Genomic DNA, 14,421 nt, shown 5'->3' with positions numbered 1-14,421 from the left:
ACCCAAATCGGTGTTTATTTATATAGATTATCGCGCTATCCAAGGAAAATATTATGCAATACACAGCGGTCGCCAGCGAGATCCTCGCCGGAGTGGGAGGGAAGAGCAATATTAACAGTGTTATACACTGTGCTACTCGTTTGCGCTTTAAACTCAAGGACACATCGCGAGCAGATGCACAAACGCTGAAACAAAATCCGGGTGTCATTATGGTGGTGGAGAGTGGCGGACAGTTTCAGGTAGTTATTGGCAACCATGTCAGCGAGGTCTATCAGGAATTATTACAGCAAGCGGGTTTATCTGATGGTGATGAGAATGAACGTCAACCGAGTCGACAAAAAGAGGGTTTACTGAGTCGTTGTATTGATATTATTTCGGGCATTTTCACTCCCTTACTCGGGATCATGGCAGCCTCCGGTATTCTTAAGGGTTTTCTGGCACTCAGTGTGGTGTGCGGTTGGTTACAGCCTGGCAGCGGCAGCTATATGATTTTATTCGCTGCCAGTGACTCTTTGTTCTATTTCTTCCCACTGGTACTAGGTTATACCGCCGGTAAGAAATTTGGTGGCAATCCGTTTATTACCACGGCGATTGGTGGTGCTTTAGTCCATCCTCTGATGCTGGCTGCATTTAATGCCGCCGGGCAACCTGGTGCCGCGATCGTTTATTTCCTCGGTATTCCTGTTACTTTTATCAATTACACTTCGTCCGTTATTCCTATCATATTAGCTGCCTGGGTCAGTTGTCGGCTAGAAAAGGGGTTTAATCGCGTTTTACACAGCAGTATTAAAAACTTTTTCACCCCGTTGTTGTGCCTGGCGATTACGGTTCCGGCCACATTCTTATTAATTGGCCCGCTGGCGACCTGGTTAAGCCATTTATTAGCCACCGGTTTTGAAATTATTTATTCCGCAGCTCCGCCGGTGGCTGGTGGTGTATTAGCCGGAATATGGCAGATATGCGTCATCTTTGGCCTGCATTGGGGCTTGGTTCCATTGATGATTAATAACTTGAGTGTATTGGGCTATGACGCCATGTTGCCACTGCTATTACCCGCCGTGATGGGACAGGTGGGGGCGACACTCGGAGTCTTTTTACGTACCCGTGATGCCAAAATGAAAGTATTGGCTGGTTCGGCATTTACTGCCGGTATATTTGGTATCACCGAACCTGCTATTTATGGGGTGACGTTACCGTCGAAAAAACCGTTTATATTCGGTTGTATTGGCGGGGCGATCGGCGGTGTCATTGTCGGGTATAGCCAGACTCATGTTTATTCATTTGGTCTGGTCAGTATTTTCTCTTTTGCCCAGATAATTCCAACCACCGGCATTGATGCCAGCGTATGGGGAGCAATTATAGGCACTCTGACCGCATTGGTTTTTGCTGCAATTGGCACTTTCTTCTTTGGTCTGCCAGCCCAAATTACAGCGCCAGAAATTGAAAACCTGCCTCAAACTTCATCTATTACCGAGGATCATAATGGCCTTGGTGAAGTGATATTTAGCCCAATCAGCGGCGAATTACAGGCATTAACTCATGTCGGCGACACTATTTTTGCCAGCGGCTTGTTGGGAGCGGGAATCGCCATTATTCCGCAACACGGCCGGGTTGTTGCACCGGTAAATGGTGTGGTGGCTTCGTTATTTAAAACTCACCATGCAATAGGTATTGAGTCTGATGCTGGTACTGAAATTCTTATTCACGTCGGCATTGATACTGTCAAACTCGAGGGGCAATATTTTACCGCGCATGTCAGTGTGGGGGAGCGAGTTAATGTTGGGGATCTACTATTGGAGTTTGATTACGAGGCGATTATTAATGCTGGTTATGACCTAACCACGCCGATCATTATCAGCAACAGTGAAGATTATCAGGATGTTCTGTATGCCAAAGGGACATCTATTACAGAGCAAGCACCGTTATTAACCGTGATTCGTTAATACTGATTCAGGAGAAAACAGATGAAACATGCATTTCCAGACAACTTCCTTTGGGGCGGTGCTATTGCCGCTAATCAGGTAGAGGGGGCTTATCTTACTGATGGAAAAGGGCTATCTACCTCTGACTTACAGCCATACGGTATTTTCGGTGATATTGTTCCCCGTGTGGATGGCGACAGTTATGTCAAAGATGTGGCTATCGATTTTTATCACCGCTACCCGCAAGATATTGCACTATTTGCCGAGATGGGCTTTAAATGCCTGCGTATTTCCATTGCCTGGACACGTATTTTTCCGCAGGGCGATGAGGAGCAGCCGAATGAAGCCGGTCTGGCATTCTATGATCGCTTATTCGATGAAATGGCGAAATACAATATTACGCCACTGGTAACGCTATCTCATTATGAAATGCCTTATGGCCTGGTGAAGAATTATGGTGGGTGGGGAAATCGTAAAACAATTGGTTTCTTTGAACATTATGCCCGCACGGTATTTCAGCGTTATCAGCATAAGGTCAAATTGTGGCTGACATTTAACGAAATAAATATGTCACTGCACGCGCCTTTTACCGGTGTTGGATTAGAGCGGGAAAGCAGTAAAAGTGAGATATATCAGGCAATTCATCACCAATTAGTTGCCAGTGCTAAAGCAGTTGCTGCTTTGCATCAAATTATTCCAGATGGCCGTATCGGTAATATGTTGTTAGGTGGATTGATGTATCCGTTAACCTGTAAACCGGCTGACGTGTTGGAAACTCTACAGCAGAATCGTGAATGGTTATTCTTTGGCGATGTACAGGTGCGCGGTTATTACCCCTCCTATATGGGCCGTTACTTTAAGCAGCATGGTATTAGTCTTGATATTACGGCAGAAGATAAACTGGCACTAAAAGAAACAGTCGATTTTATTTCCTTCAGCTATTACATGAGTGGCTGTGTGACTACCGATGAGGAATTAAATCATCAGGCCAGAGGCAATATTCTGAGCATGGTACAAAACCCACATCTTGCCAGTTCAGAGTGGGGATGGCAGATAGACCCCGATGGATTGCGTATTCTGCTAAATGAATTGTGGGATCGTTATCAAAAACCACTGTTTATTGTTGAAAATGGGCTGGGGGCAAAAGATAAGCCGGATGCTAATGGAAATATTGAAGATGATTATCGTATCGATTACCTCAATGACCACTTAGTCCAGGTCAGTGAGGCTATTGAAGATGGCGTAGAGGTAATGGGATACACCAGTTGGGGGCCGATTGACCTGGTGAGTGCTTCAAAAGCTGAGTTATCCAAGCGCTACGGCTTTATTTATGTCGATCGTGACGATAGCGGTCATGGCACATTGGAACGTCGCCGGAAGAAAAGTTTCTATTGGTATCGGGATGTTATTCAGAGTAATGGCGCGACACTGAAACGTTAACTTATCGCTATTTAAAGCGCGGTGCTTTAACCTGCACCGCGTAAACTGCTATTCTGCATCAATACTCTTCAAAGCCTTATCATGCAGGGAATGAGTGCGATGTTAAATATGAGAAACAGATTTGAGCGTAATAACCTCTTCGGAGAGAAGAATATTCATGCTGTTTTTGAAGTTAGCCTGCTGCTAAAAGCGATATTGGCTATCATGGAGATTGTGGCGGGTATTTTAACTTTTTTTGTTACCCCCCAACTTTTACTTAATTTATTGCACCGTATCACTCAAGTTGAATTTATCGAAGATCGTGGCGATGTGGTCGCCAATTATTTGCTGCATGCAGCGCAAAGCCTTTCCATCAGCAGTTTGCATTTTGCCGCATTTTATTTATTAATTCATGGCATTGTTAAGTTGTGGGTTATTATTGGATTATGGCACAAAAAGCTGGGGTATTACCCGGCAGCGATAGTCATTTTTAGTTTATTTATTATCTATCAACTTTATCGTTACACCTTTACTCATTCTATTATGCTGATTTTAATCACTATTCTTGACTTAGTGGTTATCGTGTTGACAGTGCTGGAGTATCGGCAATTGCGACAGGAACAAAAAAGGCTCCAGGCGAAGCCTTTGTGATGTTGATAACAGTCATATTTTGCTATCAGCGGCGGGTTATCCCTTCATAAATTAAGCGCAGCCCAAAGGCTCCGACAGCGACTCCGATAATACCGCTTAACAAGTGTTGAACCTTGCCATACGCGCGGCGTACCGCCGGGCGGGAGAATGCCATACTCAGCAATGACCGCCAGAGGATTGAGGCCACAACAATGCCGAGCCAGGCGACTATTTTGGCCCATGCTGGTGTGGTCGGGGTAAGGGTTACCGAGAAAATACTGATAAAAAACAGCACAGTTTGCGGGTTCGATAAATCAGTTAACAGGCCACGGCGGAAGAACACATACCAAGGCGTAATTGACGAAGTAGCGACAGCACCCATGCCCATATGCAGCTCTTGACGATGGCGCACCATATTGTAGGCATACCAAACCAGATACAAACCGCCGCCGATCTTAATTGCCGAGAACAGTGCTCCCCCTTCAGCAATTAGCGCTGCCATACCAAATAACCCCAATCCTGAGTAAATCGCATCCCCTAAGGCCACACCCAACCCGGTGAGTAAACCTGCATTCTTACCAGAGCTGAGACTGGTTTGAACCACAACAAGTAAATTAGCGCCGGGATTAATGAATGTGAGCACAAATAGCCCAATGGTCAATATGATGACGTGGATTTCATCCATTTGGTACGGCTCCAATATTCATGATTTCAGTAGCATAATCCAATCTACGGGAGCGGGCAGAGCATAACTTGTGCTTATTCTATTCGATTAATAGAAATGTGTTGTCTGTCACTCAACAAAAATATGTGCCTGACCCATAATCGTCAAATCAACCATTAAGCCAACATGGATACCTTCGCGGCTGATGGTTTTGATTTCTACGATTTCGTCGTGCTCAATAATAGATAACGTCAGCGTTGAAATAAAACCGGCAAAATCAATGTTGATAATTTTAGCCAGACAGTGAGTCGGATAATGGTGAGCGGAGGGCAGTGGTGTGATAGTCACTTGCTCGGGGCGCAGCATAATGCGTGCTTGCCCCTGGCGCGTTGCATCGTCAACCTTGACCCGGCCTAGCGCGCAGTCGGCCCATCCGGCCGCAATATTCGCGGAAAGAATCAGTGTTTCACCCAGGAATGTCGCGGTCGGCTCATCAATCGGCCTGAGATAAAGCTCTTGCGGCGCACCCACATGAGCCAGTTTGCCCGCGCGCATTACCGCGACCTGATCGGCAAACGATAATGCTTCGCTTTGATCGTGCGTGACTAATATGGCGGCGATATTGGCTTGCGACAGCAGTTCAGCTACCGCTTTGCGGGTAGATGCACGCAAAGCGGTATCCAGTGCTGAAAAGGGTTCGTCCAATAACATCAATACCGGGCTTTGCGCCAATGCTCTGGCGAGCGCGACACGTTGTTGCTGGCCACCGGATATTTCATGAGGCCAAAGTTGCGCTAATCGCCGGTCTAGTGCCACCATTTCCATTAATTCATCAATCCGTCGGGCTTTATCTTGCTTGCTGCCTTTTAGCCCATAAGCAATGTTGCCCGCCACGGTAAAATGTGGAAACAGTGCGCCATCTTGCGGGACAAACCCAATCCCGCGTTTATGCGCGGGCACGTGAGTTGATTGGTCAAATAGCGGATTTCCTTGCAAAATCACCTTGCCGCTATCCGGCGTTTCGAAGCCGGCTATAATTCGCAGCAATGTGGTTTTACCCGAACCCGATGGGCCGACAATCGCAGTGCGGCTGCCCGCTGTCACCTGTAAATCAATGCCGTCTAATACTCTGACCGATTGGTAAGATTTACCGATTTGTTGAAGTTCAAGCGTGCTCATAATCCTGCCGTACGTTGAGATTGAGAATAAAGGAGCCAGGTGAGTGGCAGGGAGAGAGCCACCATAAGCAGGGCATAAGGTGATGCAGCAACATAATCTATTTCACTGGTTAATGCCCAGAATCCGGTGGCCAGGGTTCGGGTGCCGTTGGGAGCCAATAATAAAGTGGCGGTCAATTCATTGGATATCGCCAGAAATACCAAGGCTGCACCCGCCGCCGCACCGGGGGCCGCCAGCCGCATAGTGGTGCTCCAGATGGCCTGAGCGGGCGTTTTACCTAAACTGCGTGCCACGTTTTCCAGCTCGACCGGCGCAGTCGCAATACCGGCCCGTAAACTGATTAAGGCGCGTGGTGTAAACATCAATAAATAGGCCAGTAAAAGAGTGAATTCAGTTTGATACAGCGGCCGTGCAATGCGGATGGTGATGGTCACCAGTGCCAGTGCGACCACAATACCGGGCAGCGAACTGGTGACATAGTTACACCCCTCCATGACCCGATGTAAGCGGCCTGGATAGCGCACGGATAACCAGGCCATTGGTATGGCGCACAGAGTGATAATTACGGCACCGCTCAGCGCCAGAGCCAGCGTTTGTTTCAAGGCTGGCAACAGCTCAGCATTCAACCATACATCAATGCCGCCGATGTAGAGCCAGCGGGTGAGGGTGATAAAAGGTACACCGAGCGAGAGGGCGGTCATCGCCAGTGGTAATAGCAGACACAACAGGGTGAGGGCGGTTCCCATTGAATAAGCGGTTTGTCTGCGCGCGCTACCCGAACCGACTCGGGCATAGCGGTTATAGCCGCGGCTGGTGGCTTCGATTAATAATAATCCCAGACAACATAACGCCAGAACCCCCGCTAACATATTGGCCGCTGGGCCATTAAAGGTGGATTGGAATTGATCAAAAATAGCCGTGGTAAAGGTATCAAAACGGATCATGGCGTACAGGCCATATTCGGCTAATAAATGCAGTGCAATCAATATCGAACCGCCCCAAACAGCGAGTTTTAATTGTGGTAGCACCACGCGGAAAAATACTCCACTGGGCGTGCTACCTAAAGACGCTGCTGCATCTTCCAGACCGGGATCAAGGCGGCGCAATACTGCTGAGGCGGGCAGATAAATAAAAGGGAAATAGGCAATGACAGAGATAAAGACCCCCGCGCCAAGCCCGTGCATTGAGGGAACCAGGCTTATCCAGGCATAACTTTGCACAAAAGCAGGCACTGCCAGTGGGGCGATAGCCAGCAGTGACCAAATTCGCCTGCCGGGTAGCGTGGTGCGTTCGGTGAGCCACGCCAACGCCACACCAATAATGGCGCATAGCGGCAAAGTGAACGCCACCAGTAATGCGGTGTTAAACAGTAATTCCCCCACGCGAGGGCGGAAAACCAGCGCCTTGACCGTTGACCAACCGGTATCAATGGCAATGCCAATCACAAACCCCAGTGGCAGCAGGGACAGTAGAGAAAGCATCACCGCAATAACCACAATCCCGGAACCAGGGCGGCGGCTATATTGGCGTTGAGTTGTCTGACTCAGTGGCAGCGGGATAACATCGGGGTTTACATTGGCCATAATCGTCAAGGCACTCGGCGTGTTAATGCCCGTCGGGTCAGGGACGCGACGGGCTAAAAATACATATTATCAGCAGGTTGACTGTATTACAGCAGGCCAGCTTCTGTCATTAACTCAACCACTTTCTTGCTGTTCAGTTTAGACGGTTCTACTTTTGGTGCATCCAGATCTTTCAGCGGCACTAATTTAGGGTTAGACGCGGCATCGACACCCACGGCGTATTCAAAAGCATTGTTGGTGCGCAAGATATCCTGACCGGATTTGCCGGTTATCCATTTTACGAATTCCTGTGCTTCTTTTGGATGCTTGCTCGACGCTAATACACCGCCACCAGAGATACTCACAAAGGCACCTGGATCTTGATGTTTGAAGTAATGCAGTTGAGTTTTACCGCTGTTCTCACCGGTTTTGGCTTGATCAACAAAGCGGTAATAGTGATAGATAACCCCGCCATCAATTTGGCCAGCATTCACCGCTTTCATCACCGTGCTATTACCTTTATAAGCGGTAAAGTTGGTTTTCATGGCTTTTAACCATTCCAACGTGGCTTTTTCGCCTTTCAGTTCCAGCATGGCGCTAACAATGGCCTGAAAATCAGCCCCAGAAGGTGATGCAGCCCAACGGCCTTTCCACTCAGGTTTAGCTAAGTCCATGATCGACTTAGGTAACTCGGCTGCGCTAATTTTTTCCGGATTATAGACAAACACGGTGCTGCGGGCGGCAATGCCAGTCCAGCGGCCATGTTCAGGGCGATACTCTTTCGCCACCTGAGCTTGTGTTGCCGCATCTAATGGGGCGAATAATTTTGCATTATCCACCAGCACCATTGCCGGGGAGTTTTCCGTCAGAAAAACGTCTGCGGGTGATGCGCTGCCTTCCTGAACCAGCTGATTACCTAACTCGCTGTCCCCGCCATTGCGCAGGGTCACCTTAATACCGGTATCTTTGGTAAAGCCGTCAACCCAGGATTTCACCAGATTTTCGTGTTGGGCGTTATACACCACAATACCTTCGTCATTGGATGCAGCATTGGCGGAAAAAGCCAGCATCATTGAGGAAGCTAACAGAGCAACAGGGCCAAGAGAGGATAAACGTAACTTCATAAAGACATCCTTTAACAGGTCAAAGAAGAAAACGAGAGAGTGAGTCAACGGAGAAACATGTCGATTGTATAGAAAGAAATTAGCAATGATAGTGAAAATCATTCGTATTATTTGATACTAAATGTTTCATTGATGTTGCTGTAATTCCTTATTCTTCAAAGGGTTTAGTCTGTTTTTCTCTGGCGCAGGCACCGACTACTGTACGATTCCTATTGTAAATAACCCGGTATAATCCTGCATTTTCCTGTTTGTTCCTTATAGGCAATGACTTAACATAGCTATTACTTTCTGGCATGGTTTATGGATATACGATGCGTCACTTAGCTGTCATTCTTCCCTCACTCATTTTGCTTTCTGCCTGTAGCAGCAAGCCGACGCCTCCTGTTGCTGCCACGCCGTCAGATAGCCTGACACAAAGTGGTTTTTTACTTGAACCACAACATGTGGGTCACGTGACAGACGGTGATTTTGCCTATAATGCGGATACCGCCCGTTTTGTTGACAAAATGGTGCGTGAGCATGGTTTTGAGCGTCAGCAACTGCATGATGTATTAGCGCAAACTAAAAAACTGGATTTTGTTATCCGCTTGATGGATAAGCAAGCGCCGACCTCTGGCCGTCCATCCGGGCCAAATGGTGCCTGGAACCGCTATCGCAACCAGTTTATTACGCCAGATAACGTGCAAAATGGGGTGAATTTCTGGAATCAACATGAAAAAGCCCTGCAACGAGCTTATGAGGTCTACGGGGTTCCACCCGAAATTATCGTAGGGATCATTGGTGTTGAAACACGCTGGGGCAGAGTGATGGGTAAGACTCGTATCATTGATGCGCTGGCAACACTCTCCTTTGCTTATCCGCGCCGCGCCGAGTATTTTTCTGGTGAGCTGGAAACCTTCTTGCTGATGGCGCGCGCTGAGGGCAATGACCCGCTCAGTCTGCGCGGTTCTTACGCCGGAGCTATGGGTTATGGTCAATTTATGCCATCGTCATTTAAGGATTATGCTGTTGATTTTAACGGCAATGGCCATATCAATTTGTGGGATCCGGAGGATGCCATCGGTAGTGTGGCGAATTACTTCAAAGCCCACGGCTGGACCAAAGGGGCGGCGGTGGCTATTCCTGCCAACGGGCAAGCGCCGAATCTCGATAATGGCTTTAAGACCAAATACCCCATCTCGACATTATCTGCCGCAGGGCTAAGCCCGACCGGTTCGCTGGGCGATTATCAGGAAGCCAGCTTGTTGCGCCTTGATGTCGGCACCGGCTATCAATATTGGTATGGTTTGCCAAACTTCTACACCATTACCCGCTACAACCACAGTACCCATTACGCGATGGCGGTGTGGCAGTTGGGTGAGGCGGTCGGCCGGGCGCGTCGGAGTTAATTAGATACCCGTCATCTTTCACGTTGCAGGTGTGTTGGCTGCTCTCGATAACCCGAATCACTTACTGATGTAAGCTCATCGGGATTAATGAGCCTCATCCCTGAGGCTCACCCTGCGGGCAGCATAAATGCTGTACAAATCGGTTCCCGACCGATTTGTATCTTGCTTGCCGCCTTCCTGCACCATGAAATCTATAGGGTATATATTGCTGACAAAGTTAAACCAAAGACATCACAGCAGATGAGAAATATCATCTGGATGAACCGATGGTGGAGACTGACGCCAACCGCGCGTTAGCCACAGCAGGTAAATAAAACCTGCCAGTAACCACAGCAAGCCCACCTCCAGCGCGCGCTGTTCAAGATGAACCCACAACCACACCGACATCACAAACCCCATCATTGGCAACAGCCCATATTTAAACATGGCTGAAACACCACGACGTTTCTCATTGAAAATAAAGTGTTTTATAACGCTCAAGTTCACAAAAGTGAACGCACCGAGCGCACCGAAGCTAATCATCGACACCACTAAATTCAGATCAAGGAACAGCGCCAGCAGCGAGATGGTCGCCACGAACAAAATAGCGCGCCACGGCGTATGGAACTTGCGATGCAGATGGAAGAACACTTTGCGCGGCAGTACCCCTTCACGGCCCATGGCATAGAAGATGCGCGACACACTAGTTTGTGCGGTCATCGCTGAGGCATAAACCCCCGTCAGGTAAGTGGCCATAAAGAAGTTATACATCCACTTACCGCCGACATGCTCGGAGATAATCAGGCTGGCGGTGTCCTGATAAGGGATTAATGATTTCCAGTCTGGATAAGCCAAGTGCGCGGCATAAGACACAGCAATAAAGATGGCACCGGCGCTTATCACGGTAAACAGAATGGCACGTGGCAGAGTGCGTTTCGCGTCGTGGGCTTCTTCAGCCATAGTCGCGATGGCATCAAAACCGAGGAATGCCAGGCAAAGCACCGCGGCACCGGATAATAAGCCAGACATATCACCGGCATTGACCAGCAGTGGCTTCATTAACGCAGCCGGGCTTAAATCTGCCTGACTGAAAGAAAGGGCAATAAATAATACGATAAAGACCATCTGTGCCGCGATCAGCGAGAAATTCACCGAAGTGAGCAGTCGCACACCGAGAATATTCAATAGGCTGACACTGACAATAGACGCAATAATAAATACCGGTGCGGGGATCGCCGGAAATGCCTCGTGCAAGAAAATGCCTAAAACTAAATAATTAAGGATTGGCAGGAACAGATAATCCAAAATTTGCGCCCAACCCACCAGAAAACCGGTTTTTCCACCAAAACTACGCTGAACGTAAGAATAGGCAGAGCCTGATAACGGCATAGCGTTAGTCATCCGGCAATAACTGAGGGCGGTAAATAAAATGGTAGCTACGGTGACCAGATAGGCAATAGGTAGATGCCCCTGACTTAATACAGTCACCTGTCCATAGGTAGTAAATACGCCTAAAGGCACCATATAGGCGAGCCCGAAAGCGACCAGCGCGGGGGTTTTAAGCACTCTGCGCAACTGAATATTTTGTGGCATTACCGTATCATCTCCTGGTGTGTACAAGCACCGCTAAGCTGCATTTTTATGCAGCGCATACCCGTAATACTTCAAGCTGCATGTGCGTTGGCTGCCTTCGCTCACCCCAGTCACTTACTGCCATTGACCTTAAAATCAATAAGTTCATGGGGATTTACTCAGTTACCGCTTTCCTGCAACTCGAATTATTTAGGGTAGAAATTATAAAGGAGCGGATTTTGACACAAGGGGGGAAGGTTTGAAAGCCAATACCTTTCCGACCTGGTATTGCCGCGTTATTTGCCAGATTGATGACTTGGGTCATCCCGGTATGTTGCCTTTGATTTCGGCATATTTACCACCCGAATCACTGACTTACATCAGTGGCTCGGGTGGGTATAAACACCGGTTTATCCGGCCTGATAAACCACTTTACCGCCAATCAATGTAGATTCCACCTGAGTTTGATAAATTGTCTCTGGCGATTGCTCAAACAGGTTATTTTTCAAAATGATAATGTCGGCAAATTTACCCGCTTCCAGTGAGCCAATATATTGCTCTTTGGCAATCATATATGCCGCGTCAATGGTGGCGGAGCGTAATGTTTCAATCAGGGTCAGGTCACGATCATTATCCAGTCGCGGGCCAGCGGGACTGCCGTCGAGATGCCATGCGCGGCGGGTCATCCCCACTTGCAGGTTGTACCATTCATCCAAACGGTCAATCGGCCAGTCACTCCCATAAGCAATACGTGCCCCTGCATCGAGGAAACGCGCCGCGGGTTCCATATGTTGGAAACGGGCTTCCCCCAGCATTTCGCGCTCTTCATCAATCAATACACCCGGCAAACCGCCCCACTGGAAAGAGAGCACGGCAGTCGCCCCCAGTTTGGCAAAGCGGTCATATTGATGAGCTGCCACCAGTTCATTATGCGCCAGCCCCGGCCGGATATCTTTGCCAGGGAAAGCTGCCCGCATCTGTTCCACCGCATCCAGCACCATTTCGATCGCACCATCACCCACGGTGTGAGTGTGTGGATGAAGGCCGGCACGGGCGCATTCCAGCATCACTGCATTGACGACTGGCGCGGTAAAATAGAGGTCGCCATAGTGTTTAGTTGGCTGCCAGTCTGGGTTTTCTACTGTGCCGTGGTTGGCACGATAAGGTTCGAGCAGGGCGGCGGTCATGGTCGGTGGCTGTAATACACCGTCGATAAACAGTTTCAAGTGATCAACAGCAAACCCCGGCGCGGGTGTCCACTCTTCATTTCCCCACAGGCGACCAAATTCCACCACTTCTTGCACCACACGCGCCGCATCTTCCGGCCCTTGCAGGCTGTCTGGTGTGACTTCTTTAGCACCCAGAACGCGTAAAGTCAGCTCATTGCGCTCATATAATTGGCGGAAAGCCACCAGTTGTTCAGCAAATACACGGGTATCCATCACAGTCGTGACGCCCTGAGCATTTAAGACTTGCTGCACATGAGCGGCAATTTGCACATTCTTTTCTGGCGTGGCGGAAGGGATGCTGTCAAAGGCGCGCATGGCCGGTGCATCTTCCAAAATGCCGGTAAGTTTGCCGTTCGCGTCACGAGCAATTTTGCCATCGGGCGGGACAGGGGTATTCTCATCAATCCCCAGCAACTCAAGCGCGCGACTATTGGCCGCCAGCGTGTGGCAGTCATTCGAGAACAACGCCACCGGGCGACGAGTATTAAGTGAGTCGAGGGCGGCACGGCTCATATCTGCACCTACCGGTGTCATGGCTTGCCGCTGCCAGGCACGCACTGTCAACCAGTCATTTTCACCTTTAAAGGGATCACTATCGAGATGCTTTTGGATAATATCCAACGTCTGCTCAACACTCAGCGCGGCATAATTGAGATTGCACCCGATCAGCTGTTTGCCACCCCAAAATGGGTGCATATGGCTGTCAATAAGGCCGGGCATCATAAACTTGCCCGCCAGATCGATAAGTTGGGTTTTCGGGCCGGAAAACTGTGGGATAAGCTCATCATTGCCCGTCGCCAGAATATAGCCCTGGCCCAGTGCGATGGCGCTGCACACCCGGTTATTGGCATCTGCCGTGTAAATGATACCGTTGTAATAGATAACATCGGCGACTGTAGATTGTTGAGTCATAGTAGGCTCTCAAAAATCCCGTTCTTCCTTGATGTTGCAGCAGTTTCGCATTCTTGCCACAACGCCAATGATTTTGGGAATGGGTGGATCAAATAGCTATTATAGCCGGTATCTCCGGCAAAAAACTGGGTGAGATATCGGCTGGGGCTAGTGTTAGTTTAAGGGTTTTTTAGTAATTCGGCTTTCATCGTAGCGGTTAGATGGCGCAGTATTTCTGTTTCCGAAAAACCTAATTCGGTTAATTGTGTCAATCCATCCAGACCACAGACCAGCCCAATCAAGCGCCATGCGATATCACTGGCATTGATATCTGAGCGGAATTCATCATTGGCTATTCCGGCATTAATCACCTCGACGGTGGCCTGATGCCAATCCGACATTGAGGTGGCGCAGGCCTCTTTAATCAAATCATCGCGTTCGGCCATGATTGAGACTTCATTCCATAAGCGCGTTTCTCGTTTACCCGCTTCATCTTGTGGATAACCCAGAACAAGAAGCACCCGCTCGTGGGCCGGTAAGTTTTGGCTGTTTATCGCGAAAGCCGCTAAAGATTGCTTCACTAATAATAGAAAAGCATCGGCCCGCAGTCGTGAAACCGACGCAAAGTGATGATGTACTTGCCCGACAGCCACTCCCGCTTCACTGGCAACACGGCGCACGGTGGTCGCGTTCATTCCCTCGGTTATGGCGACACGCATCGCTGCCTGCAAAATGGTGTCATGTCGCTCTTCACGATTCAAATAGGCCAAAGAGGCTCCTTTATCTGACGCATTAATGTTTTCATCATTATGTGATGAATTGGACGTCAGTTCAACTTTCCGCTATTATTGCGAAATTGAAC

General features: G+C 48.7%; 11 protein-coding genes. 4 read left to right on the top strand and 7 right to left on the bottom strand.

Annotated features, from left to right (window positions below):
- Nucleotides 1-53: 53 nt before the first annotated feature.
- The 3 genes from bglF (at nucleotide 54) to FTB31_RS04570 (ending at nucleotide 3,992) form a co-directional block, all read left to right on the top strand.
- A complete protein-coding gene (gene bglF / locus FTB31_RS04580) occupies nucleotides 54-1,943 on the top strand; it encodes a PTS beta-glucoside transporter subunit IIABC (RefSeq protein WP_050076203.1) in 1,890 nt (629 codons plus the stop codon).
- A gap of 21 nt (nucleotides 1,944-1,964) precedes the next feature.
- Nucleotides 1,965-3,362, top strand: a complete 1,398-nt coding sequence (locus tag FTB31_RS04575; RefSeq protein WP_050076202.1) for a glycoside hydrolase family 1 protein — start codon at nucleotides 1,965-1,967, stop codon at nucleotides 3,360-3,362.
- Nucleotides 3,363-3,461: 99 nt separating this feature from the next.
- Nucleotides 3,462-3,992: a DUF2127 domain-containing protein gene (locus tag FTB31_RS04570; RefSeq protein WP_050076200.1), complete on the top strand. Its 531-nt coding sequence runs from the start codon at nucleotides 3,462-3,464 to the stop codon at nucleotides 3,990-3,992.
- Between the two features lie 25 nt (nucleotides 3,993-4,017).
- Here FTB31_RS04570 and FTB31_RS04565 read toward each other — a convergent pair whose 3' ends face one another.
- The 4 genes from FTB31_RS04565 to FTB31_RS04550 form a co-directional block, all read right to left on the bottom strand.
- Entirely contained in the window at nucleotides 4,018-4,656 is a 639-nt protein-coding gene (locus FTB31_RS04565; protein WP_050076199.1) for a LysE family transporter, read from the bottom strand.
- A 108-nt stretch (nucleotides 4,657-4,764) separates the two neighbouring features.
- Complete coding sequence (locus tag FTB31_RS04560; protein WP_227731152.1) at nucleotides 4,765-5,814, bottom strand: ABC transporter ATP-binding protein; 1,050 nt, start codon at nucleotides 5,812-5,814, stop codon at nucleotides 4,765-4,767.
- Nucleotides 5,811-7,397, bottom strand: coding sequence for an ABC transporter permease (locus FTB31_RS04555; RefSeq protein WP_227731151.1), 1,587 nt, complete (start codon nucleotides 7,395-7,397; stop codon nucleotides 5,811-5,813). Before FTB31_RS04555 ends, FTB31_RS04560 begins: the two co-directional genes overlap by 4 nt.
- 86 nt (nucleotides 7,398-7,483) lie before the next feature.
- Nucleotides 7,484-8,500, bottom strand: coding sequence for an iron ABC transporter substrate-binding protein (locus tag FTB31_RS04550; protein ID WP_019081703.1), 1,017 nt, complete (start codon nucleotides 8,498-8,500; stop codon nucleotides 7,484-7,486).
- Between the two features lie 311 nt (nucleotides 8,501-8,811).
- Here FTB31_RS04550 and mltB point away from each other — a divergent pair, with 311 nt between their 5' ends.
- Entirely contained in the window at nucleotides 8,812-9,888 is a 1,077-nt protein-coding gene (mltB, locus tag FTB31_RS04545) for a lytic murein transglycosylase B (protein WP_227731150.1), read from the top strand.
- 231 nt (nucleotides 9,889-10,119) lie between these two features.
- Here mltB and FTB31_RS04540 read toward each other — a convergent pair whose 3' ends face one another.
- The 3 genes from FTB31_RS04540 to FTB31_RS04530 form a co-directional block, all read right to left on the bottom strand.
- Nucleotides 10,120-11,460 (bottom strand): APC family permease, encoded by a 1,341-nt coding sequence (locus FTB31_RS04540; RefSeq protein WP_050076192.1) that lies wholly within the window; start codon nucleotides 11,458-11,460, stop codon nucleotides 10,120-10,122.
- Between the two features lie 389 nt (nucleotides 11,461-11,849).
- Nucleotides 11,850-13,580, bottom strand: a complete 1,731-nt coding sequence (locus FTB31_RS04535) for an amidohydrolase (protein ID WP_077294530.1) — start codon at nucleotides 13,578-13,580, stop codon at nucleotides 11,850-11,852.
- A gap of 158 nt (nucleotides 13,581-13,738) precedes the next feature.
- Nucleotides 13,739-14,329 carry a TetR family transcriptional regulator gene (locus FTB31_RS04530; RefSeq protein WP_050076190.1) on the bottom strand — a complete coding sequence of 197 codons (591 nt, stop codon included), beginning with the start codon at nucleotides 14,327-14,329 and terminating at the stop codon, nucleotides 13,739-13,741.
- Nucleotides 14,330-14,421: the final 92 nt, after the last annotated feature.

The organism is Yersinia proxima (assembly GCF_902170785.1).
Lineage (GTDB): Bacteria > Pseudomonadota > Gammaproteobacteria > Enterobacterales > Enterobacteriaceae > Yersinia > Yersinia proxima.
This window is presented reverse-complemented; position numbering and strand designations above follow the sequence as displayed.

What these genes read in the sequence shown, in the direction of transcription:
- FTB31_RS04550 (WP_019081703.1), bottom strand. Translation starts at nt 8,500, where the DNA reads ATGAAGTTACGTTTATCCTCTCTTGGCCCTGTTGCTCTGTTAGCTTCC.
- FTB31_RS04575 (WP_050076202.1), top strand. Translation starts at nt 1,965, where the DNA reads ATGAAACATGCATTTCCAGACAACTTCCTTTGGGGCGGTGCTATTGCC.
- FTB31_RS04565 (WP_050076199.1), bottom strand. Translation starts at nt 4,656, where the DNA reads ATGGATGAAATCCACGTCATCATATTGACCATTGGGCTATTTGTGCTC.
- bglF (WP_050076203.1), top strand. Translation starts at nt 54, where the DNA reads ATGCAATACACAGCGGTCGCCAGCGAGATCCTCGCCGGAGTGGGAGGG.
- FTB31_RS04570 (WP_050076200.1), top strand. Translation starts at nt 3,462, where the DNA reads ATGTTAAATATGAGAAACAGATTTGAGCGTAATAACCTCTTCGGAGAG.
- FTB31_RS04540 (WP_050076192.1), bottom strand. Translation starts at nt 11,460, where the DNA reads ATGCCACAAAATATTCAGTTGCGCAGAGTGCTTAAAACCCCCGCGCTG.
- FTB31_RS04535 (WP_077294530.1), bottom strand. Translation starts at nt 13,580, where the DNA reads ATGACTCAACAATCTACAGTCGCCGATGTTATCTATTACAACGGTATC.
- FTB31_RS04555 (WP_227731151.1), bottom strand. Translation starts at nt 7,397, where the DNA reads ATGGCCAATGTAAACCCCGATGTTATCCCGCTGCCACTGAGTCAGACA.
- FTB31_RS04560 (WP_227731152.1), bottom strand. Translation starts at nt 5,814, where the DNA reads ATGAGCACGCTTGAACTTCAACAAATCGGTAAATCTTACCAATCGGTC.
- mltB (WP_227731150.1), top strand. Translation starts at nt 8,812, where the DNA reads ATGCGTCACTTAGCTGTCATTCTTCCCTCACTCATTTTGCTTTCTGCC.